General features: G+C 74.2%; 8 protein-coding genes. 4 read left to right on the forward strand and 4 right to left on the reverse strand.

The genetic code is table 11. The features are described 5' to 3' along the window. Positions 1-5: 5 nt before the first annotated feature. Positions 6-4,664 carry an FtsK/SpoIIIE domain-containing protein gene (locus ACIBPC_RS08240; protein ID WP_398842120.1) on the forward strand — a complete coding sequence of 1,553 codons (4,659 nt, stop codon included), beginning with the start codon at positions 6-8 and terminating at the stop codon, positions 4,662-4,664. Positions 4,665-4,759: 95 nt separating this feature from the next. On the opposite strand, the gene ACIBPC_RS08245 is transcribed toward ACIBPC_RS08240, so the two are convergent. The 3 genes from ACIBPC_RS08245 to ACIBPC_RS08255 are packed head-to-tail and all read right to left on the reverse strand — an operon-like array spanning position 4,760 to position 6,596. After that, complete coding sequence (locus ACIBPC_RS08245; RefSeq protein WP_362956933.1) at positions 4,760-5,200, reverse strand: hypothetical protein; 441 nt, start codon at positions 5,198-5,200, stop codon at positions 4,760-4,762. A 44-nt stretch (positions 5,201-5,244) separates the two neighbouring features. Further along, positions 5,245-5,556 (reverse strand): hypothetical protein, encoded by a 312-nt coding sequence (locus ACIBPC_RS08250; RefSeq protein WP_362956930.1) that lies wholly within the window; start codon positions 5,554-5,556, stop codon positions 5,245-5,247. 47 nt (positions 5,557-5,603) lie between these two features. Next, complete coding sequence (locus ACIBPC_RS08255) at positions 5,604-6,596, reverse strand: serine/arginine repetitive matrix protein 2 (RefSeq protein WP_362956927.1); 993 nt, start codon at positions 6,594-6,596, stop codon at positions 5,604-5,606. A 238-nt stretch (positions 6,597-6,834) separates the two neighbouring features. Between ACIBPC_RS08255 and ACIBPC_RS08260 the strand changes: the two genes are divergently transcribed. From ACIBPC_RS08260 to ACIBPC_RS08270, 3 genes are read left to right on the forward strand one after another with little or no spacing between them, the layout of a single operon-like run. After that, positions 6,835-17,076, forward strand: a complete 10,242-nt coding sequence (locus ACIBPC_RS08260; RefSeq protein ID WP_398842123.1) for a hypothetical protein — start codon at positions 6,835-6,837, stop codon at positions 17,074-17,076. Positions 17,077-17,089: 13 nt separating this feature from the next. After that, the gene (locus ACIBPC_RS08265) at positions 17,090-19,363 is read left to right on the forward strand and encodes a right-handed parallel beta-helix repeat-containing protein (protein WP_398842125.1); all 2,274 of its coding nucleotides are present in this window, start codon (positions 17,090-17,092) and stop codon (positions 19,361-19,363) included. Positions 19,364-19,410: 47 nt separating this feature from the next. After that, complete coding sequence (locus tag ACIBPC_RS08270; RefSeq protein WP_398842127.1) at positions 19,411-20,295, forward strand: RICIN domain-containing protein; 885 nt, start codon at positions 19,411-19,413, stop codon at positions 20,293-20,295. 30 nt (positions 20,296-20,325) lie between these two features. On the opposite strand, the gene ACIBPC_RS08275 is transcribed toward ACIBPC_RS08270, so the two are convergent. Further along, positions 20,326-21,084 carry a Clp protease N-terminal domain-containing protein gene (locus ACIBPC_RS08275; protein ID WP_398842129.1) on the reverse strand — a complete coding sequence of 253 codons (759 nt, stop codon included), beginning with the start codon at positions 21,082-21,084 and terminating at the stop codon, positions 20,326-20,328.

The following is a 21,084-nucleotide window of genomic DNA, read 5'->3' on the forward strand; positions in this document are numbered from 1 at the left end:
CGCCTGTGAAGCTCACCGTCACCACCGCCGATCAGCAGGGCGTCCACGACGACCACCTGCTCGATCTGCCCCGGGACGCCACCGTCGCCGAACTGGCCGCCGCGCTCGGCACGTCCCGGCTCTACCTGGGCGACCGGCCCCTCGACGCCGACGCGCCGCTCGGCGCGGGGGGCGTGCGGGACGGCGTCCTGCTCGGCCTCGGCGCGCCCGCGCCGCCCGTCGGACCCGGCATCACCTGGCGCCCCGCGCCCACCGAGCCGGTGCTCGTCGAGCTGCGGCAGGTCGCCGGTCCCGACGCGGGCCGCGTCTGGCGCCTGGGGCCCGGCAGTTACGAGGTCGGCACCGACCGCGGCTGCGTCATACGCCTCCCGGGCGACGCCCCGGACGACGACGGCGTGCCCGCCGCCGGCACGTGGATCACCGTCCACGCGGACGGCAGCGTCGGCCACCTCCTGCCCGAGTGGGCCGACCCCGCGCGCTGCGGCCTGCGCAGCCTCACCCCGCCGCCGCCCGTGGACCCCGAGACGGGCACACCGCTGACCGACGAGGAACCGGCGGGCCGCGAGGACGGCGGCCCCGGCGGGCACAGCGAGGAGCCCCCCGCCCCCGGCCCCGACGGCCTCCCGGCGCGGCCCCTGCCGCCCCCGCCCGGCGTCGTCCCGCCCCCCGACGACGGCGAACGCCCCTGGCCCGCCTGGGCGGACCTCGCGCTGGGCGAGCACCTCCTGCGCCACAGCGCGCCGTTCGAGCCGGACGCGGCCGTGCGGCTGTCGGCGGACGGGCTGGCCGTCGAGTTCAGCCGCCCGCCGCGCATCACGCCGCACCTGGACGCCGAGCACCTCAGCCTGCCGGGACCTCCGGCGCCCGGCGGACCGCGCCCGTTCCCGTTCATGATGATGATCTCGCCGCTGCTCATGGGCATGGTCATGATGGCGGTCTTCCGGTCCTTCTACTTCCTGGTGCTGATCTTCTTCACGCCGCTGATGGCGATCGGCAACTGGGTCACCGGCCGCCGCGCCAACCGCAAGCGGCACGAGGAGGCCCTGCGCCGCTACCGGCTGCGCCGCGCCGCCCTGGAGCTGGAGATGCGCCGCGCCACCGTCGAGGAGCGGGTGCAGCGCGGCGCCACCTCGCCCGACCCGGCCGCCGTGCGCCTCACCGCGCTCGGCCCCGGGCCGCAGCTGTGGGAACGCCGCCGCCACCACGGCGACTACCTGACGCTGCGCCTTGGCACCGTCACCCGCGCGTCGCTCAAGCGCATCAGCGACCAGGCCCGCGAGAACAACCACCGCGACGTCCACTGGCGCCTCGCCGACGTCCCCATCGGCGCCGAACTGCCGCGCCTCGGCGTCGTCGGCCTGACCGGCACGCCCGCCACCGCGCGCGCCGTCGCCCGCTGGTCGGTGGCGCAGTCCGCCGTCCTGCACAGCCCGCGCGACCTGCGGATCGTCATCCTCACCGACGAGGCGCACGCCGACGACTGGGCCTGGGTGCGCTGGCTGCCGCACCTGCGGCCGGGGCGCGCCGGGTCGGGCGGCACGCCGGTCGTCGCCGTCGGCAACGACGCGGAGTCCACGTCGCAGCGGGTCAGCGAGCTGTTCGCCGACATCCAGATCCGGCTGGCCGCCGGCACCGCCGCCGGGAGCCGCGTGGCCGCGCCGGGCGAGCCCGACGTGCTGGTGATCCTGGACGGCGCCTGGCGGCTGCGGGACGTGCCCGGCGTGGTGCAGATCCTCACGCAGGGGCCCGCCGTCCGCGTCTACAGCCTGTGCATGGACGACCGGGAGCAGCGGCTGCCCGAGGAGTGCACGGCTGTCATCACCGCCGACGGCGGCGAGGTCACGTTCCGCGCCTCGAACGTCCCCACCATCGCCGGGGTGCGCGCCGACCAGGTGGACGCCGCGTGGTGCGAGGAGGTCGCCCGCGCGCTCGCGCCGGTGCGCGACGTGACGGTCGAGGCGGACGCGGGGCTGCCGTCCGAGGTGCGGCTGCTGCCGCTGATCGGGCAGGAGCCGCCGGACCCCGGCGCGCTCGTGCGGACGTGGCAGCGGCGGCCCGCGTCCACGGCGTTCGTCATCGGCGCCGGGTACGAGGGCACCGCGCTGCTCGACCTGGCGCAGGACGGGCCGCACGGCCTGATCGGCGGCACGACGGGCTCCGGCAAGTCCGAGCTGCTCCAGACCATGATCGCCTCGCTGGCCGCCGCGAACCGCCCCGACGAGCTGACGTTCGTGCTGGTCGACTACAAGGGCGGCAGCGCGTTCCGCGAATGTGCCGAACTGCCGCACACGCTCGGCATGATCACCGACCTGGACGGGCACCTCGTGCAGCGCGCGCTGGCCTCGCTCGACGCCGAACTGCGGCGCCGCGAGCAGGTGCTGGCCGACGTGGGCGTGAAGGATCACCGCGAGTACCGCGCCAAGCGGGCGCGCGAGCCCGAACTGCCGCCGCTGCCGCGGCTGCTGCTGATCATCGACGAGTTCGCGACGCTGGTGCGGGAGCTGGTCGAGTTCGTGCCGGGCCTCATCAGCCTGGCGCAGCGCGGGCGTTCGCTCGGCCTGCACCTCGTGCTGGCGACGCAGCGCCCGGCCGGTTCTGTCAGCAACGAGATCCGGGCCAACACCAACCTGCGCATCGCGCTGCGCGTCACCGACCGCACCGAGAGCCAGGACATCATCAACGCGGCCGGCGCCGCCGGGATCTCCCCCGCCACCCCCGGACGCGCGCTGATCCGGCGCGGCGAGGGGCCGCCCGTACCGTTCCAGACCGCGTGGGTCGGCGCCGAGCGGCCCGCCCTGCCGGGCGAGGGGGACGGGGAGGGCGACGGCCCGGCCCTGCGCCCGGCCGCGCCGCGCACCGTCCGCAGCACGCGCATCACCTGGTCCGGGCTCGGCCGCCCGCTGCCCGGCGCGTCCGACGACGGGGAGTTCGGCGACGACGCGGACCTGCTCGCCGCCGGGCCGGAGAACCCGGCGGGCGACCCGCCGACCGACCTCAGCGTCCTCGTCGAGGCGGTGCGCGCCGCCGCCGACGCGCTGCCCGACTTCGCGCCGCAGCCGCGCCCCTGGCTGCCGCCGCTGGACACGCGCCTCACCCTCACCGAGCCCGAACGGGACCCGGAGCCCGGCGGCCTGCGGCTCCCGCCCGTGCCGTACGCGTACTACGACCTGCCGCACAAGCAGGACCAGGTGGTCGGCAGCATCGACTACGACCGCTTCGGCCACCTGTACGTGATCGGCGCGCCACGCTCCGGCCGTACGGGCACGCTGCGCACCATCGCCGGGTCGTCCGCGCTGCACCTGTCCGCCGACCAGCTGCACATCTACGGCATCGACGCGGCGGGCGGCGGCCTCGCGGCCCTGGAGGACCTGCCGCACACCGGCGCCGTCGTCTCCCGGCACGACCCGGAGCGCCTCGACCGGATGATCCGGCGGCTGCTGGCCGAGCTGACAGATCGTCAGTCGGCGATCGCGCGGGCCGACGTCACGTCCCTGCCCGAGCTGCGCGCCAAGCTGCCGAAGGGCGAACGGCCCGCGCACCTGCTGCTGTTGATCGACGGCTGGGACGCGCTGATCGCGCTGCTCGACAAGTACGACGGCGGGCGCCTCACCGAGGAGCTGCTGCGGCTGCTGCGCGAGGGCGTCGCGGCGGGCATCCACGTCGTGGCGACGTCCGAGCGCGGCCTGCTCGGCAGCCGCGCCGGGCAGCACAACGACCGGCGGCTGCTGCTGCGCCAGTCCGACCGCATGGACTTCTCGGCGGTCGGCATCAACCGCAAGCACGTGCCCGAGCATGTCCCGCCGGGGCGCGGCTGGTTCGCGCCCGGCGGCGTGGAGGGGCAGATCATGCTGCTCCCGGCGGGCGGCCTCGGCAAGGACGGCGACCAGGCGGACGCGCTGCGCGCCATCGGGCGGCGCGCCACCGCGCGCGACGCCGCCGTACCCGAGCAGCGGCGGCCGTTCCGGGTCAGCGCGCTGCCGTCCGTGATCGGCTTCCAGGAGGCCATGGACCAGGTGCCGGACGGGCTGCGCCGCCCGATGTGGGCGCTGCTCGGGCTGAGCGGCGACGACGTGCGTCCGGTGGGGCACGACTTCGCGGGCGACGCGTCGACGTTCCTCGTCGCCGGGCCGCCGCGCAGCGGCCGGTCCACGACGCTGGCCACCATGTGCGTGTCGCTGCTGATGAACGGCACGTCGCTGGTCGTCCTCACGCCCCGCGACTCGCCGCTGCGCAGCCTCGCCGCGCACGGCCTCGCGACCGTCCTCACCGGGACCGACCCGACGGGCGACGCGCTGAACGAGGCCCTGGACGCCGTCGCCGGGCAGCCGGTGATGGTGGTCGTGGACGACTGCGACCTGCTGATGACCGGGCGCGCCGACCAGGCGCTGCGCCGCGTCGGCAACTCGGGGCGCGAGCGCGGCCAGGGGCTGCTGATCGCGGGCCCGGCGGACGGCATGACGACGATGGGCTGGATCGGCGTGGCCCGGCGCGGGCGGCGCGGCATGCTGCTCGGGCCGCGGAACCTGGGCGAGGGCGAGATCATCGGCGCGCGGCTGTCGCCCGAGCAGATGCGTCCGCCGCCGTCGCCCGGGCGCGCGTGGACGGCGGACGGGGCGGGGCGCGCGGTGGCGGTGCAGGTGCCGCTGACGCTGCTCCAGGAGTGACGCGTGCCGCGGTGCGGACGCGGTGCGGACGGCGGAGGGCCCGGCCCCCGGGAACCATGTGTTCCGGGTGCCGGGCCCTCCGGCGTGCGCGGCCGTCAGCTGACGTTCGTCACCTGGCTGTGGTCCTCGTTCCAGGTCACACCGCTGCCGATGTTCTTGGAGTCGTCCCACGCCGCCGGGTCGGGCGTCGGGCTGGTGACCTCCTCGGCCGTCACCTCGTAGCCCCCGTCGCCGTCGAGGCCGGAGAGCGTGCCGGCGAACAGCTCCGCGTCGTTGTTCTCGAAGCTGTCCTTGATGGTCGTGAACATGTTGGCGAAAACCTGGAGGCTGCCGGCCGCCGACTGGAGCGTGCGGCTGAACTGCTCGTACGCGGTCTTCAGCGCCGGGCTCGCCTGCTCCAGGTAGAGGCCGTCGTCCAGCAGGGTGCTGACCGTGTTCATCAGCGTGTAGATCTCGGGGATGATGATGCCGGCCTGCGTGCTGAGCTGGCCGCAGGTGTCGGCGATGCCCTCGTAGTCGGCGAGGATGTCCGCCATCGGGGTCCTCCGTGGTGGTCAGGGGGCGGGGCAGGACGGGGGGATCACTGGCTGGGCGGGTTCAGAATGTTCTCGGCGATCTTGCCGTCCATGTCCTGCATGCCCTCTTTGATGTCCGTGAACTGCTTCGCGAACGTCTGTACGTTGGTGACGAGTTCGGTGAGCTGGGTGTTGAACTCGGTGTACTTCTCGATCAGTACCGGGGTGGTGCTCGGCATGATCAGGTGATTCGCCAGGGCGTCGTCGACGGCCGTCTTGGCGGCGTCCACGGCGGGCTGGAGCGTGTTCTCCCTGCTGTTGTTCATCGCCGTGACGGCGTTGTCGATGTCCTCGAAGGTCAGGCTGACGTTGGCCATCGGGTCTTCCTCTCAAGCTCGGGCGTGTGCGCTGCGGTCGCCGCGGGTCACTCGTCGTCCTCGTCCTCCCCGCCCTCCCACTCGGCGCCGGGCCCCGACCGTGTCTTCTGGGTGGTCTCGACGGTCTCCTTGCCGTCCTCGTCCGTCGTGGTCGTGGTGATGTCGTTCGTCCCGGACCCGTCCTCGTCGATCGTGTACTTCTCGACGGTCACGGTGCCGTCGGGCGAGGTCGAGGTGACCGTGTAGTCGCGGGTGTCGTACGGGGGCGTGGGGTCCTCGCCGTCCGTGTCCGGCGGGTCCACCCACTCGGGCGGGCCGTCGTAGACGGTCTCGGTGGTGTACTCGGTGCCGTCCTCCAGGGTGACTGTCGAGGTCTCCTTCATGATGTTGAAGTCGTCGTCGTACCCGATGACGACGTCCACCTCGTTGCCGTTCTCGTCCTTGAACTCCATGTGGCTCGGCGGGTTCTCCGGCGGCTCCTCCGGCTTCTCGCCGGGTGGGGAGGGCGAGTCGTCGTCGTTCATGTACGTCTCGCACCAGCCGGGCGCGTCGTCCTCCTTGCACACCTCGTTGATGTCCGCGTCCGGGTGCTCGGCGAAGTAGTCGGCGGCGCCGATCTCCTCCAGGTACGCGTCCCAGGCGGCCTTGTCCGCCTCCCACTCCTCGAACGCCGCGCGGTCGCTCTTCCAGCGGTTGAGCTGCATCGCGAGGGCGGACGCGGTCGCGCTCGACGCGATCTGCGCGTCCTGCTCGTACATCACGTTGGCGACGCCCTCGAAGGTGTTGCCGAACTCCCGCAGCCGGTCGGCGCCGTCCTCGGCCCGCATCTTGGAGTAGCGGTAGAAGGTCGCGAACTGCTGGGCCAGGTAGGACGAGCCGAACAGGTCGGTGTTCTCGGACGACGTGCGTTCGCCGACTTCCTTGAACTTCTCCGCGTCCCCGCCGGACGCGGCGTCGTCCGCCAGGTCGTGCATGCCCTTCTTGAGGGCGTACAGCGTCTCGTAGTCCATCGCGAAGTCGGCCATCGCGCCTCCGGTCACGGTCGGGTCCCTAGGGCGTGTCTTCAAAGGGGTCGCCCTGCTCGCGACGCCTTTGAAGACACGCCCTTCACCCCTTCCTACGCACGGGCGCCCCGTGAGGTTCAGCCCGATCCGCCGGGACACCGTTGAACCATCCGGGCGCCCGGTGCGTGGAGGTGGTGAGGGGCGCCACCGGCGCCGTCCCGGGCACCACGCCAGGCGGCCCCGCCGCCGCGCGCACGAGGAGAAGGGAACAGCCATGGCCCGACCGCCGGACTGGAGCGCCCTCGGTCTCGACAAGGACCCCACGCCCGGCGACGCCGAGGGGCTCGCCGACCTGATCTCCTCGCACGAGAAGCTCGTCACCCTCGCGACGACCATCGACGACGGCATCACCGACCTGATGGACACCGCGGGCACCAACTTCGTCGGCGAGACGGCCGACGCCCTGCGCGAGGTGATGGACAAGCGGCTGCGGAAGTTCGTCCAGACCTTCCAGGACGCGCACCAGGACGCCCACGACGCGCTGGAGACGTACCGCACCGTCATGGTCACCGAGCAGGCCAACGCGGACGCCGCGCTGACCGCCGCCCAGGGCCTCGAAGAGGACGACCCGGACCTGGAGACCCACAAGACGACCGCCGAGAACGCGCGCGACACGCTGGAGGACGCCGCCCAGACGGCCGGGGACGCGCTCTACGACGCCGCGCTGGCCATCAGTTCGCCCATCGACGAGTGCGCCGAGTTCTGGAAGTTCCTCACCTTCTTCGCCCTCGCGCTGATCGCGCCCGCCCTCATCTTCGGCGGCCCCGTCGCCCTGCTGGCCATCGCCGTCAACGCCGCGCTGCTCATCCACACCGCCGTCGAGTTCGCCAACGGCAACGCGAGCGTCACCGAACTCGTCCTCAGCATCATCGGCGTGATGATCCCCACGACGCGGGGCATCAACATCACCAAGCTGCTGTCCACCGGCTGGAAGGGCATCGGCACCACCTTCACCAAGCTGTCCGCGCTGACCGTGGACGACATGATGCGGGGCATCGGCAAGTTCACGCTGTCCGCCGTGCAGTTCACCGGCAAGGGCATCAGCTGGGCCGGCAAGAGCCTGTGGAGCGCCACCAACGCCGGACTGAACGCGCTGGGCGAGGCGTTCCGCCTGGGCGGCATCGTCGGCGTCGGCGCGCTGATCCTGTCGGCCCCGATCCGGATCGTCGTCGGCGCCTGGAACGGCGTGGGCAGGATCGGCGGCGGCATCTACCGGGGACTCGGCGGCGCGCAGGGCCTGCCCGGCTACATCGCCCAGAACTTCAAGGGCTTCGGCCCGATCGCGCTGATCCTGCCGGTCAACGCGACGGAGATGGGCGCCCGCTGGTCCATCCCCGGGCTGATGAACGGCCTGAAGCTGGGCGTGTGGAACCGCGGCGTCTTCAACAACTTCCGCACCGGCGCCGCGTTCATGGACGGCGTGCCGGTGGACGTCCGCGCCATCCGCTCGTTCGAGGGCACGGTCGGCATCAGCTCGGTGAAGTTCGCCAAGTACCAGCCCGCGGCCTTCGCGGGCAACCACGTCATGGCGTCCATCGGGCACCTGATCGACCCGGGCGTCATCCGCGGCGGCGACCTCGGCGCGATCACCGCGGGCTTCGACGCCCCCTCGATCTCCACGCCCCCGCCGCTGTCCCTCAGCTTCGCCGACAAGGGCCTGTCGATCGGCATCTCCGACGTCACCGGCCCGGGGCTGCGCCCCATCCTCGGCGACATGCCGGGCTTCGGCGGCGGCGGCTTCGTCACCCCGCCGTCCAGCGTCGTCGTGCACATGCCGGGCGCGGACGGCAGGATCGTGGCCGTCGAGGTGCCGGTGCTGCCCTCGAGGCCGGGGGACGCCACCGCCGCCGGGGGCCGCGTCGAGCTGACCATCAACTTCGACTCGATGACGCCCATCAAGATCAGCTACGGCGAGAACGGGCTGACGATCACCACCCCGGGCGGCGGGCGCATGCCGGCCATCAGCGTCACGACCATGCCGCAGCTCGGCGAGATCGTCACCGTCCCGTCCACCGGACTGAGCATCAGCCACGCCGACTTCAACCCCGGCGCGACAGCGACCGGCGGCGGCCTCGGCAACATCGCGAACGCCCTGCCGTCGCCGCCCGCCCGGCTCGACTCCGGCTCCATCGCCCTCGACCTCAACCTGGCGTCCGCGCCGCCGCTGCGCCTGCACTTCGCGGACCAGGGCCTCTCGCTCAGCCCGCCCAACGCCGCGCTGCCGACCGGCGGCGCGCTGACCGGCATCGACCTGCCCAGCGTCCATGTGCCGGGCGGCACGGGCCAGTCGATCGACCAGGCGGCGAACGTGGCGCCGCATCTGCCCGCGACGACCGTCGCCACACCGGGTGCCGGACAGCTCGACGTCAGCGTCGCGGGCGCGCCCGGCTTCGCCGTCAGCCTGGGCGAGGGCTTCGGGCACGCGCTCAGCGACTTCTCCGCCGCGCGGCTCACGACCGCCCCGCCCGCCACGGCCACGAGCGGGGTGACCCCGCCGACCGCCGCGGGGAACGTGGCGCCGCCGCCCGTGACCTCCGTGACCGGCGGCGGCAAGGGCGAGGGCATGGCGGGGTCGCTCGGCGACATCACGCTGCGCCTGCCCGATGTCGCGCCGGTGCGGCTGAGTTCGATCGAGGTGCGGCCGGCGGGGGCGTCGGCGGAGACCGTGCGGCCCGTCGGCGCCGTCCCGTCGGCCTCGGGCGGCGGCAACCTGCCGACGCCCACGGCGTTCTCGGGCGAGTCCAACATCGCGCGGGGCGTGGAGCCGGTGGAGGGACCCGGGCTGATCGCGGCGGGGCGCAACGGCGTGCCGCCGCCAGGCGCCGCCGCCGAGCACGTGGTCACCAGCCCGGCGGCGACCGTGCCGGTCCCGGCGTCGCACGCGCCGGTCCCCCCGCCGACCGGCCACGGCGGCAACGGTGTCAACGGCGTCAACGGCACGGGGATCAACGGGTCGAGCGTCAACGGCTCGGGCGTCAACGGCTCGGGCATGAACGGCGCAGGCACCCTCAGCGTCCCCGCCTTCGGCGGCAGCCGCCTCGACCTCGGCTTCGACGCCTCCGGCGCCGTCAGGACCGCCACCGCCGAGACCCCGCCCGGCGTCCCCCCGATCACCGCGACCACCGTGGACGGCGTGGTCCACCTGCGGCAGACCGCGGCCCCCGGCCAGACACGCCACTGGACGTTCGAGGCATCGGGCGGCGCGGCCCGCCCGCTCGGCGCCGACCTGGACGTGGCCCTGACCGGCAAGGGGTTCGACGGCCTCGACGGACTCGCCCTGCGCTTCGACGAGTTGCGACCCGCCGCCCCGCCCGTGCCGGTGCGCGACGGCGCGCCCGTCGACGGCGGGACCGCTGTACGGTTCGACGACGGCCGCCACCTCGTCGGCATCGGGGACGGGCGGCACGTCCTGGTCGGCGCGGACGGCAGGGTCACGCACACCGCGACCGTCCTCACCCACCGCCCCGGCGGCAGGCCCGATCTCGTGGTCCTCACCGCCCCCGACGGCACGCTCCACCCGCTGCCGCGCGGGCTCGACGGCGTGGCGGTGCCGGACATGGCCGTCCGCCGCACCGGGGACGGCGCGCTGCGCGTCGACGAACCGGGCGGCGGCTTCAGCACGTTCGACGGCACGACCGGCCGGTTCGAGGACGCCGGGCGCGGCGCCGCCGGTCTGAACGTCATCGATCCCGGCGACTTCAAGCTGCTGGAGGGCGCCGACCGGGCCGCGTTCCTCAAGTGGCTCGGGGACCGGCCGGTCAAGGACCTGCCGCCACTGGGCCGTTCGGACGAGCCGCTCACCGTCTTCATGCTCCACGGCACCGGGTCCGCGCCCGTGCCGTCCCGCGGCACCTTCCACTTCGCCACCGGGGCCGGTCCCGCGCCCGCCGTCCGGCTGGACTTCGACCCGGCGACCGGCCGCGTCACCGCCGCCGCGACCGACGACCCCGGCATCACCGTCCACCACGCGCCGGACGGCACGGGCGACGTGATCACCATCCGGCAGGGCGGCACCGTCCTCGGCGCCGAACGGTGGACACCGCTCGGCGGCGACGGCTTCGCGCACACCCTGGTGCGCGTCGACACGACCGACCCGGCGGCCGTCCCCGGCCTGGTGACGCGCGGCGCGGACGGGTCGGTCACCACCGTGCCGGGTGCCGTCACCCACAACGCCGCGCTCGGCGGGTTCCGCGTCACCCCGCCCACCGGCGCGGGCCCGCACGTCGTGGTGGACGCCACCGGCGCCGTCACGCACCGGGGCGTCCCGTACGGCGGCGTCGCGAACACGCACCTGTTCGCCCCGGTCCCAGGACACGGCGGCGCCCCCCTGCTGCTCGACGCCGCGGGCAACCCCGTACCGGGCGCGACGATCGCCGTCCGCGCCGCTGACCAGCACATCGTCGTCACCCGCCCCACCGTCACGACCATCCACACCCCGGCCGGGGAAGCACACCTCGTCGGGCGGCCCATCAACGGCGGCGCGCTGAACGGCACCTACCTGTACGTCCCGCCCGCCGGCAGCACGACGGGCGGCGTGCCGCGCCTCGGCGACCAGGCGGGCGGCGACATCGCCGGCTCGGGCGCCGTCCGGCTCGACGGCGGCGGCTACCGCGTGACCGCGACGGGCGGCGACATGGTGACCGACGCGCGCGGCCACCACCTGGGTGACGCGGTGGCGCTGACCGGACGCGGCACAGCACTGGGCGAGTTCGTGCACGTACCGGCCGCCCCCGGCGGCACGCCGCAGCTGTTCACGCCCACCGGCACCGAAGTGACGGGCGGCGTGCGGTCCGTGGGCGGCGACCTGGTCGTCACCCGGCCGGCCGCGCGGCACATCGAGTCGGTCCACGCGCCGGGCGGCGCCCTGCGGTTCGAGCGCTTCACCCTGCGCGGCGGCTCCGGGCTCGACAACCACCGGCTCGTCCTCTCGGCGGACGGCACGCCGCCCCGCCTGGAGACCCCGGGCGGCGCGCTCCCCGCGGGCGCGTTCGTCGAACCGAGGCCGGGCAACAGGTTCATCGTCGGCATGCCGGGCACCATCGGCCAGGTGGACGCGACCGGCCGGGCCGTCGATCTCGACCTGGCGCTCGGCGGCGCCACCGCGGGCGCGACGGGCGGGCGGCTGCTGCGCCCGGCCGGTGTGCCCGCGACGCCGCTGTCGGTGCTGGACGGCGGCGGCGTCACCATCCCGGCGCGCGACATCAGGATCGGCGCGGGTGTCGTCGAGGTGCGGCGCGGCGCGATCACGTCCGTCCACACGCTCGACGGCGCGCTGCGGAACGAACTTCGGGAGATCCGGGGCGTCGCCGGACTGCCGGCCGGCACGTCCCTGTCCGTCCCCACCGGCGGCGGCGCCGCGACCGTGGTGGACTCCACCCTCGCCCACACGCCCGTCGGCGGCGCCGGGCTCGCCCGCCTCGGCGACGACAGCGGCTTCCTGCTGGACAACGCGGGCTGGCGCGGCGTCCTGGACGACTCCGGGCAGTACACCCACCGGGTCGTGCCGCTGCTGGACACCACGGGCGCGGACACCGGCGCGTTCGTCACCCGGCCGCTCACCGGCCCCGGCGGCGCGGGCGCCGTCTACCAGGGCAACAACGGCGTCGTCGTGGCCGGGACCTCCGTGCACGGCAACGAGGTCACCGTGCCCACGGCGCACGGGACCTCGGTGCACAGGGCGGACACCGGCGCGCTGATCCGCGAGACGTTCACCATCAGGGGCGGCAGCAGCCTCGACCGCCACACGCTGACCGTCCACGCGAACGGCACCGGGATCGTCCACGGCCCCACCGGGCTCGGCACCCCCGCCGTCGCCCAGGCGGGCGGCGGCTTCCGCGTGCCGACCCCGGGCAGCACGCACGTGGTCCTCGGCGCGGACGGCGCGTTCCAGCACACCGCCGTGCCGCTCACCGGCAGGGGCGGGGCCACGGTCCAGGGCTACGTGCACAACGCGGCGGCGGGCGCGGACCTGCGCGGTCCCGGCGGCGCCCCGCTCACGGGCACGCTGACCACCGGCACCGGGCCGAACGCGTTCACTGTCACCCACCATGTCACCCGCCCCGCCGCGGGCGCCGCCCCGGCGGTGACGCACGACGTCGTGCGGGTGTACGGGCCAGGCGGCGCGCTGGTCAGCGAGCGGTTCACGCTGCACGGCGGCCCGTTCGACGGCCGGGCGCTCACCGTCCCCGCCAACGGGCAGGGCGCCCGCATCACCTCGCCGAACCAGCTGACGCTCTCGCCCGAGGTCGTCCCGCAGGCCAACGGCGGGATGCGGATCGCGCTGGGCGACCGGCACATCGTCGTGGACGCCACCGGGCTGGCGACCCACCGCCCCGTGCCGCTCACCCGGCCCGTGGACGCCCACGGCGTCCCGCACCCCACCACGTACGCCCTGTTCGACATGAACAACACGCTGGACGTGAACGTGCGCGCGGCGGACGGCAACCTCGTCGGCGGCAGCACGATCCGGCAGCTCGCCGGCGGCGACTTCGCCGTCACGCGGGCGGCCACGCCCGGCATCCTGCGCTTCGACGGCACGACCGGCGCGTTCAAGTACGAGACGGTGCCGCTCACCCAGACCGGCGTCCCCGGCGCGCCGCAGCAGCACGTCGCGGTGTACGCGATGGCGCACGGCGGGTCGGTCCACCGGGCGTTCGACCTGCTCGACCAGAACTTCGCGCCGGTCGCCGACGCCTCCGTCGCCGTCCGCGTGCAGCCGGGCGTCGCCAACCCGGGCTTCCGCGCGACGACACCGGACGGGGCGGTCAGGTACTTCGACGCGGGCGGCAACCTCCAGATCCGCATCGGCCCGGCCGACGCGACGAACCACAACATCCGCCAGGTCACGACGGTCAACGGCGCGGGCGCGACGGCCCACACGCAAGTCATCGAGCTGTCGGACGGCCTCGGTGCGCGGTTCCTGCGCGTGGACGGCGCGGCGCCGCAGCTGCTCGACGGCGAGATGACCGCCGTCGCGCACACCGGCGCGATCGCGACGCCGACCGGCGGCGGCTACCGCATCGACGGCCCGGCCACCCGCGCGGACGGCGTGACGCCGAGCACGCACGCGGGCGAGTACAAGCTGTACGACGCGGACGGCCGCCTCACCGAGCAGGTCGTCAACCCCGTCTACCGCGACCAGGCGGTCGGCGGCCAGAACTTCAAGATCACCTACCAGTACAACGCGCAGGGCGCCGTCACCGGCAGCTGGGAACGGTGGCGCGGCGGCAACCCCCCGAACGCCGTGGCGCCGCTCAACGACCGCGGCCTCGTGGACGTCAAGGGCGTGGGTCACGGCCAGGTGACACTGACCACGACGCGCGGCGGCTTCGTCTTCGAGTCACGGCCGCTGCCGGACGGCGCCACCCTCCAGGCCCACACGGGCGGCAGCGTCGCCGGGTTCGTGGAGCGCAAGGGGGGCGTCCCGTGGGGCCTGACCGAGCGGGAGCGCTGGCAGCGCGTCACCGTGGACGGCGCGCCCGACGGGCACGGCATCCGCGTGTGGAGCCCGAGCCGCAAGACGTGGATGGACTACGCCGACTCGGTGCAGCCGGTGCGCACCTGGGCCGGGCCGATCCGGCACTTCAGGGAGACCCCGGACGGCGGCCATGTGATCGCGGTGCGGCCCCCGGGCGCGCGCCCGCTCTCGTACCAGGTCGGCGACACCGCCACCTGGCACCGGTACGGCCCGTCCGGCGAGCACCTGGCCACCGGCCGCCGCGACTGGAACGTCTTCCGCAACGGCTGGACCGACCGCCTGCCCGACCCGCGCAAGGGCGAAGTGATCGACGTACACGTCAAGTTCGGTCACATCGGCATCCACAACCTGCGCAACTTCCGCGCCCACCAGATGGCGCCGGACGGCACACCCAAGCGCGAGTGGGCGCAGGTCTCGCCGCAGGGCAAGGAGAACGCGGGCGGCAAGTACTGGAAGAACGGCGAGTGGTTCGAGAACCACCGCATCGCGGAGCAGCGGCCCGCCAACTTCTACCGCTGGGCGCTCAGTTCCGAGATCCGCGCCACCGAGACGGGCCCCGGCGCGTGGCGCGACTACCTCGTCCCCACGCCCCTGCGCTCCGGCGGCTGGATCAACTCGGCGCTGCCGCAGGGCCTGCGGTCGGACGGCGGCAGGTACGCGTCCACCGGCGGCCGGATGCCGTGGGCGCTCGACAACCGCTACCAGACGTACACCTGGAAGTCCGGCGACCAGCACGGCGTCCAGCTGATCGCCTCGCGCGGCTTCTCCACCGTCACCGTGGACCACGAGCTGCGCTTCGTCGCCGAGACGCGCCCCCTGACCAACGGGAACACGCTCACCGTCGGACCCGACGTGACGCTCCCGCCGGGCGCAGGGCCCAGGAACAACTACATCCCGTGGTCCGAGGGCGCGGGCAAGCTGGAGGGCCACCGCACGTTCGACACGGCCGACTTCGCGCACGTCCCGCCGCCCGCGTCCAGCGGCAAGACGACCGCCGACGTGCTGTGGCAGGACCGGTTCACCACCAGCCCAGGCGCCAACTGGTTCTCGCCCGACGCGGCGAAGAACTGGCACGTCGTCCGGATGGGCTTCAAGGACGGCACGATGCTCGACTTCCGCCCCCGCGCGGAGATCAGGGCGGACGGCGCGGCGGGCAGCGGCGACCTCGCGTTCCAGCGCACCGTCCACGCCGACCAGGGCTACGTCCCGCCCGGCCAGGCCGCGCCCCCCGGCTACCGCGGCGGCGACTGGGTCCTGATGAACCACCAGGGCAAGATCGTCAAGCGCCTCGACACCTGGCCGGGCGCCGCGCCGCCCCACGCGGCGGGCGCGGGCGAGGTCCGGATCGTCAGCCAGGACATCGGCCACGGCAGGGTCGAGTGGCACCTCGAAGGCGGCGGCGGCCAGGGCATCAGGAAGGTCGCCCACCGCAACCAGTACGACCACAACAACTACTTCGACCGCGAGTCCTACCGCGACTTCGACGCGAACAACCAGCTCATCCGCGAGAAGCACCTCCTCGGCGACGGCACCACCGTCAACGCCTGGAAGCACACCGACGCGGCCGGCACCACGACGTGGCACTGGAACAAGATGGACCGCCACGGCAACGTCATGGGCTTCGGCAACCAGGCCGACCGCGTCCGCGTCTGGTTCGACGGGACGACCCAGCTGCCCGACTGGCGGCCCGGCGCCCGCTTCGCCGACCGCCAGCTGAACCCCCCGCCGCCCGCCACCGGCGGCGCGGCGCCGCCGCACGTCACCATCCAGGAGCTGCCCGTCCCCGTGGGCAGCGGGCCGCGGCAGTTCTTCAACGACTCGCCGCTACGCGTGCGCGAGTACGCGCCGACGCCCGGCGACGTCCCCACCCGCGTCCTCGGCGCCGAGGCGTACCGGGCGTGGAAGGACTTCGAGTCGGGCGCGCCCGCCCGCGTCATGGAACGCGGCCCGGACGGCTCGTACTTCGAGGTCGAGAGCATGGCCAAGCACTGGCGCCGCTACTTCTACGACGGCGGCGGCGTCTCCTCGGTCATCACCGAGCGGACCATCCCCGGCTTCGTCTGGGAACGCGGCCCGGCCGGCTCGTTCGTCACCAACGGCCAGGAGCGCTTCTGGGCCGGCTACCGGCCGGACTTCCACCTCGCCGGGCGCGAGACGCGGTTCATCGGCTTCCTCAACGAGTTCCGGGGCTTCGAGCGCGAGCTGCGCCAGCCGCGCCGTACGCCCTGGGGCCCGGCGGTGAGCACCCCCGGCAGGGGCGTCGAGTCGGCGTACACCCCGTTCGCGGTGCGGAACCTCCAGCACATGCTGCTGGAGGGCACGCAGGAGTTCGTCCTCGACTTCGCGCTCAACATGGCGGTGTACGCGGCGCTCGGCCCGTTCAGCATCACCGACGTCCAGCAGGCCGCGGTCGCCGCCCTGGTCTCCAGCGCCGTCAAGGCCACCGGTCTGTGGGCGCACAACTGGGCGGCGCACCGCAGCGGTTTCCGCGTCGGCCTCAACTGGCAGGACCGCGGCTTCCCGTACCGCTTCCGGCAGGACGACGACGACTGGGCGGGGGAGTGGGCGTTCAACGAGTTCGTGCTCCGCTGGCGCGGCGGCACGTACGACTTCTTCAAGGACGGCTTCGTCCTGGGCCCGATCGGCGCGTTCCTCGGCCAGTTCGCCGCGATCGAGATCTTCGGCGTCAAGGACTCGGAGGGCAACCGGATCGACGTGACGGCCGCGCAGGCCGCCGCGCTGGCCGGGGCGGCCGCGCTCGGCACGGTGATCGGCAGCCTCAGCTCCGGTTTCCTGCGCACCGTGATCCAGAACACGATCGGCGCCCGGTGGTACCACCGGCAGGGTGTGATCGACTTCGTCGTGATGCCCGCCCTCACCAAGATGCTCGACAAGTCGATCGGCATCCTGCTGATCGGCCCGCTCGTGCGCGACTGGCTGAACATCGTGCCGCCAAGCGCCGACCCGGACGCCGGATAGGGAGCCAAGGACCATGAACGACGCAATCATCCGCGTCGCCCCACGCACCCGTGGCGCCCACCGGACCATCGCCGACGCCCTGGCCGCCGCGCCCGCCGACGCGACGATCACCCTCGCCCCCGGCGAGTACACCGAGACGTTCCGGCTGGTCAAACGCGTGACGCTGCGGCCCGAGCACGGGAACGGCTCCGTCGTCCTCGTCGTCCGCACGGCGGGCGGCCCGCTGACCGTCGCCGCCCCCGGCTGCCGGATGCGCGGGCTGACGGTGCGCGGCGACGACGCCGCCGAGGCCGTCCTGCGCGTGGAGGACGCGGCCGGGCTGACCCTGGAGGACTGCACGGTCGCGCGCGGCCGGATCGAGGTCCTTGGCTCCCGCACCACGGGCACGCGCCCCGACGTGCCGGTGGGCAGCATCCCGCTGGACCACGACCTGTCGGCCGAGCTGGACGACCCGACGGCGGGCGGCGTCCTGCTGGCCCTGCGGACCCGGCTGCGCTCCGCCCGGCACACCGCGCTGCACCTCACCGGTGACGCGCTCGCCCGCCTTGAGGACACGTCGGTCGAGGGCGTGGAGGGCATCGGCGTGGCCGTCTCCGGCACGGCCGTGCTGCGCGCCAACCGCTTCCGGGTGCACGGCGGTTCGGGCTCGGGCGTACGGGCGCGGGACCGTTCGCGCGTCCTGCTGCGGGCCAGCGGCGTGTTCGGCGCGGGGCGGCACGGCGTGCTGGTGCAGGACGCCGCCGAGGTGCTGCTGACCGACTGCCGGGTGGAGGGCGCGGCGCGGTCCGGCGTACGGCTCGACCACACGGCGCGGGCCGAGGTGAACGACACGACGGTGGCCGACGCGGGCCTGTGCGGCGTCGAGGTGCGCGACGAGGCGCGGGTCGTGCTGCGCGACGCGCGGGTGACGGGCGGCGACACGGGCGTGCGGCTGCGTTCCACCGAGGAGTCGGTGCTGCTGTACAGCTCGCTGGCGCGGCAGCGCGGCAACGGCGTGGAGGTCGCGGCGGGCGCCGATCCGCGGCTGCGGGCGGTGCGGGTGGTGCGCAGCGGCAAGCACGGCGTGCTGGTCGGGGAGGGCGCGCGGGGCGTGTTCGAGCACTGCGACGTGCTGGCGAGCGGCCTGCCCGCGCTGTACGTGGCGCGGGACGCGGAGCCGAGGTTCACCGGCTGCCGGGTCTTCGACTGCAAGCAGGACCTGGGGTTCGCGGAGGACGCGCGGCCGGTCGTGGAGGACTGCGTGGCGGTCAACGTCGGGACGCCCAGGCTGCCGTCGTCGGGCGGCGCGGCCCGCCGTCCGCCCGCCGGGCCGCCGCCCGGGGGGCAGCCGACGCCGCCCGCGCGGCCGACGGGCCCGGACGGGCCGCCCGCGCCCCCGGGACCCGGGGGCGCGCCGGGCGGCGCGGCGATGGCGCCCCGCCCGACCGCCCAGGAAGGCGGCATGCCGGGCGAGACGGTGCACGAGCCGCCGCAGGAGACCCTGGAGGAACTGCTCGCCGAACTGGACGAACTGGTCGGCCTCGACGGCGTGAAGCGCGACGTCGGCGGCATGGTCAAGCTGATGCAGACGGTCAGGATGCGGCAGGAGGCGGGCCTCCCGGCGCCGCCGCTGAGCCGCCACCTCGTCTTCGCGGGCAATCCGGGCACGGGCAAGACGACCGTGGCGCGGCTGTACGGGCGGCTGCTGAGCGCGCTCGGCCTGCTCAGCCACGGGCACCTGGTCGAGGTGGACAGGTCGGCGCTCGTCGGCGAGTACATCGGGCACACGGGCCCGAAGACGACGGAGGCGTTCCTGCGGGCGCGCGGCGGCGTGCTGTTCATCGACGAGGCGTACGCGCTGACGCCGCCGGGGGTCGCGCAGGACTTCGGGCAGGAGGCCATCTCCACGCTGGTGAAGCTGATGGAGGACCACCGGGACGAGGTCGTCGTCATCGCGGCCGGCTACCCGGGCGAGATGGACCGTTTCATCGGCTCCAACCCCGGCCTCGCGTCACGTTTCACGCGCGCACTCCACTTCGCCGACTATTCGAACGAGGAGTTGGTCCGTATCGTGGAGCACCACGCCAGGCGGCACCGCTACCAGTTGAGCGACGCGAGCCGCAAGGCGCTGGGGGAGTTCATCGGTTCGATCCCGAGGGGTGAGCGGTTCGGCAACGGCCGTACGGCGCGGCAGCTGTTCCAGCAGATGACGGAACGCCAGGCCATGCGGATGTCCGACCTCACCAACCCGGCGGCGGCCGAACTGATGACGCTGGAGGAGACCGACCTCCCCCTGGCCACGGCCTGATCCCGCACACACGCACGTACGGACGCACGACGAGGAGAGCGACAGCGATGGCGAGGAAACCGGCGGACCGTTTCGGCGAGGCGTTCCGCCGCAGGCCCGCGCTGGCACGGCGCGGCCTGCTCCCGGGGCGGCGCGTCGCCGTCTCCCTGCTGTGGGCGGCCGTCGTCGCCTCGCTGCTGGGCGTCTCCGCCCTCGGCGCGGGCGCGCTGATGGACGGCGGCTCGGGCGACCGCGTTCCCGAGCCCGTCGCCGCGCCGCAGCCGGTCGTGGAGGTGCCCGCCGTCGAGCCGACGGAGGAGGAGCCCACCGAGGAGCCCACCGAGGAGGAGGAACCGGCCGAGGAGGAGCCCGTCGAGGAACCGGCGCCCCCGCCGCCCCCGCCCGTCGTGGAGGAGCCCGTGGAGGAGGAGGAGCCGGCGGAGGAGGAGCCCGCCGAGGAAGAGGAGCCGGCCGAGGAGGAGCCCGCCGAGGAGGAGCCGGACACCCGCTCCGACCCGGCCCCCGGCCTCGTCGCGGACGGCACCTACCACATCGTGAACGGCATCGGCACCTGCCTCGACCGCTCCAACAGCCGCGACGCCCCGGGCACCGTGATCTGGTCCTTCCGCTGCAACAGCAGCTACGCGCAGACGTGGCAGGTCCGCGCGGTCGGCGACAACACGTACCGGCTGGAGACCCCGGGGGGCACCTGCATGGCCGTGCAGGACGCGTCCCAGGAGATGGGCGCCCTGATCCGCCTCAACCCGTGCGGTGACTCGACGGCGCAGTACTGGAAGGCGCGCGACGTGGGCAACGGCTACGTCGAACTGCACGCGGGCCACAGCCCGTGGTGCCTGGACGTCAAGAACGGCGACACGACCTCGACCGCCGAGATCCGCCAGTGGCACTGCAACAACGCACGCCCGGAACGCTGGCGCTTCGAACGCGTCTGACCTTCCCGCCGGTCCGGCAGGTCCGACGCCCTACGCGTCGTCCGCCGCCGCCGCGCCGATCCTGGCCTCAAGACGGGCGACGCGCTCGGCCAGCGGGCCGATCTCCTGCCGGACGACGGCCGCGAACGCCTCGGGCGCCGCCGCCGGTTGGCCCTGCTGCGTCGTGGCGCGCAGGTGGACGTACCCGGCCAGGGCCGCCGTGACGGCCCTGCGCACCGCCTTCGGCTCGGCGCCCAGGTCGCGCAGGACACGGCCCGCCACGCCGTCCGGCTCGGACGCGAGCCCGATCAACAGGTGTTCGCAGCCGATGTAGTTGTGGCCGAGGGCGATGGACTCGGTGACGGTCAGCTCGACGGCTCCGGCCGCCTGCACACCGAACCGCCGCGCACCGCTCCCCTCCCCCGCCGCCTCCTCCTCCCCCGCCCGGCCGGACAGTTCGCGGACGACGCGCTCGGGCTCGATGTCCATGGCCTGGAGGACACGCACACCGAGGTTGCTTCCCTCGGCGATCATCGCGCCGAGGATGTGACCCGTACCGACAGCGTCCGCGCCGTCCTCCCCGGCCCGGTCGGCGGCCAGCCTGAGGACGTCCCTGCTCCGCGTGGTGAAGTGGGCGAGCGCACCGGTGGGTTCGGCGGCGTCGAGCCCGTCGAGCGCCGACTCCCTGATGGCGACGACGCGCCGCACGGCCTGCTCCAGCGCGCGCTGGCAGACAGCGGACACCGGCACGCCCGAACTCCGTACCGCCTCGGCCAGTTCATCCGGCAGATACACGTTGATTTTCGGCAT

The sequence above is a fragment of the Streptomyces sp. NPDC049879 genome, from assembly GCF_044461265.1.
GTDB lineage: Bacteria > Actinomycetota > Actinomycetes > Streptomycetales > Streptomycetaceae > Streptomyces.